This is a genomic window from Mixta tenebrionis (assembly GCF_006517625.1).
Taxonomy (GTDB): Bacteria; Pseudomonadota; Gammaproteobacteria; order Enterobacterales; family Enterobacteriaceae; genus Mixta; species Mixta tenebrionis.
In genome coordinates this window covers 1-3,247 of the sequence record NZ_VHQI01000027.1, presented here as the reverse complement: position 1 = coordinate 3,247, position 3,247 = coordinate 1, and the positions used below count along the sequence as shown (strand labels likewise).

Below are 3,247 nucleotides of genomic sequence, written 5' to 3'. Positions count from 1 at the left end.
AACAGGGGTTCGAATCCCCTAGGGGACGCCACTTGCTGGTACGTAAGTGAAAGTTACCTGCCCACATATCTTAAAACTGACTTTAACGAGTCGGCTTTAAGATATTGCTCTTTAACAATCCGGAACAAGCTGAAAATTTGAAAGAGCGGCTTCTTTACAAGAAGAACCGTTCAGAGTCTCTCAATTTCTCGCACCGGTAAGTGTCTCACGAGACGTTTCCGGGTTGTGAGGTTAAGCGACCAAGCGTACACGGTGGATGCCCTGGCAGTCAGAGGCGATGAAGGACGTGCTAATCTGCGAAAAGCGCCGGTAAGGTGATATGAACCGCTACAGCCGGCGATGTCCGAATGGGGAAACCCAGTGTGATTCGTCACACTATCGTTAAGTGAATCCATAGCTTAACGAGGCGAACCGGGGGAACTGAAACATCTAAGTACCCCGAGGAAAAGAAATCAACCGAGATTCCCCCAGTAGCGGCGAGCGAACGGGGAGCAGCCCAGAGCCTGCATCAGCTTGTGTGTTAGTGGAAGCGTCTGGAAAGGCGCACGGTACAGGGTGACAGTCCCGTACACAAAAACACACAGGCTGTGAGCTCGATGAGTAGGGCGGGACACGTGGTATCCTGTCTGAATATGGGGGGACCATCCTCCAAGGCTAAATACTCCTGACTGACCGATAGTGAACCAGTACCGTGAGGGAAAGGCGAAAAGAACCCCGGCGAGGGGAGTGAAACAGAACCTGAAACCGTGTACGTACAAGCAGTGGGAGCACCTTCGTGGTGTGACTGCGTACCTTTTGTATAATGGGTCAGCGACTTATATTCTGTAGCAAGGTTAACCGCATAGGGGAGCCGAAGGGAAACCGAGTCTTAACCGGGCGCTAAGTTGCAGGGTATAGACCCGAAACCCGGTGATCTAGCCATGGGCAGGTTGAAGGTTGGGTAACACTAACTGGAGGACCGAACCGACTAATGTTGAAAAATTAGCGGATGACCTGTGGCTGGGGGTGAAAGGCCAATCAAACCGGGAGATAGCTGGTTCTCCCCGAAAGCTATTTAGGTAGCGCCTCGTGAACTCATCTCCGGGGGTAGAGCACTGTTTCGGCTAGGGGGCCATCCCGGCTTACCAACCCGATGCAAACTGCGAATACCGGAGAATGTTATCACGGGAGACACACGGCGGGTGCTAACGTCCGTCGTGAAGAGGGAAACAACCCAGACCGCCAGCTAAGGTCCCAAAGTCATGGTTAAGTGGGAAACGATGTGGGAAGGCCCAGACAGCCAGGATGTTGGCTTAGAAGCAGCCATCATTTAAAGAAAGCGTAATAGCTCACTGGTCGAGTCGGCCTGCGCGGAAGATGTAACGGGGCTAAACCATGCACCGAAGCTGCGGCAGCGACACGTAAGTGTCGTTGGGTAGGGGAGCGTTCTGTAAGCCGTTGAAGGTGTGCTGTGAGGCANNNCATGCACCGAAGCTGCGGCAGCGAACGTGAGTTCGTTGGGTAGGGGAGCGTTCTGTAAGCCGTTGAAGGTGTGCTGTGAGGCATGCTGGAGGTATCAGAAGTGCGAATGCTGACATAAGTAACGATAAAGCGGGTGAAAAGCCCGCTCGCCGGAAGACCAAGGGTTCCTGTCCAACGTTAATCGGGGCAGGGTGAGTCGACCCCTAAGGCGAGGCCGAAAGGCGTAGTCGATGGGAAACGGGTTAATATTCCCGTACTCGGCGTTACTGCGAAGGGGGGACGGAGAAGGCTATGTTGGCCGGGCGACGGTTGTCCCGGTTTAAGCGTGTAGGCTGAGCATCCAGGCAAATCCGGATGCTTAAGGCTGAGGCGTGACGACGAGGCGCTACGGCGCTGAAGCAACAAATGCCCTGCTTCCAGGAAAAGCCTCTAAGCATCAGGTAACGTCGAATCGTACCCCAAACCGACACAGGTGGTCAGGTAGAGAATACCAAGGCGCTTGAGAGAACTCGGGTGAAGGAACTAGGCAAAATGGTGCCGTAACTTCGGGAGAAGGCACGCTGGCGCGTAGGTGAGGGGACTTGCTCCCGGAGCCGAGGCCAGTCGAAGATACCAGCTGGCTGCAACTGTTTATTAAAAACACAGCACTGTGCAAACACGAAAGTGGACGTATACGGTGTGACGCCTGCCCGGTGCCGGAAGGTTAATTGATGGGGTCAGCCGCAAGGCGAAGCTCCTGATCGAAGCCCCGGTAAACGGCGGCCGTAACTATAACGGTCCTAAGGTAGCGAAATTCCTTGTCGGGTAAGTTCCGACCTGCACGAATGGCGTAATGATGGCCAGGCTGTCTCCACCCGAGACTCAGTGAAATTGAACTCGCTGTGAAGATGCAGTGTACCCGCGGCAAGACGGAAAGACCCCGTGAACCTTTACTACAGCTTGACACTGAACACCGGTCCTTGATGTGCAGGATAGGTGGGAGGCTTCGAAGCGCGGACGCCAGTCCGCGTGGAGCCGCCCTTGAAATACCACCCTTTAATGGCTGGTGTTCTAACGTTGGCCCGTAATCCGGGCTGCGGACAGTGTCTGGTGGGTAGTTTGACTGGGGCGGTCTCCTCCCAAAGCGTAACGGAGGAGTACGAAGGTCAGCTAATCACGGTCGGACATCGTGAGGTTAGTGCAATGGCATAAGCTGGCTTGACTGCGAGCGTGACGGCGCGAGCAGGTGCGAAAGCAGGTCATAGTGATCCGGTGGTTCTGAATGGAAGGGCCATCGCTCAACGGATAAAAGGTACTCCGGGGATAACAGGCTGATACCGCCCAAGAGTTCATATCGACGGCGGTGTTTGGCACCTCGATGTCGGCTCATCACATCCTGGGGCTGAAGTAGGTCCCAAGGGTATGGCTGTTCGCCATTTAAAGTGGTACGCGAGCTGGGTTTAGAACGTCGTGAGACAGTTCGGTCCCTATCTGCCGTGGGCGCTGGAAGACTGAGAGGGGTTGCTCCTAGTACGAGAGGACCGGAGTGAACGCACCGCTGGTGTTCGGGTTGTCATGCCAATGGCACTGCCCGGTAGCTACGTGCGGAAGAGATAAGTGCTGAAAGCATCTAAGCACGAAACTTGCCTCGAGATGAGTCTTCCCTGAGGCCTTTGAGCCTCCTGAAGGGACGTTGAAGACGACGACGTTGATAGGCCGGGTGTGTAAGCGCAGCGATGCGTTGAGCTGACCGGTACTAATGACCCGTGAGGCTTAACCTTACAACGCCGGAAGCGTTTTGGGGAAA

1 rRNA gene is annotated in these 3,247 nt (G+C 54.8%); it reads left to right on the top strand.

Annotated elements, in window-relative coordinates:
- The first annotated feature begins 229 nt into the window (after positions 1–229).
- A 23S ribosomal RNA gene (locus FKM52_RS21155) occupies positions 230–3,221 on the top strand.
- The last annotated feature ends 26 nt before the right edge of the window (positions 3,222–3,247 follow it).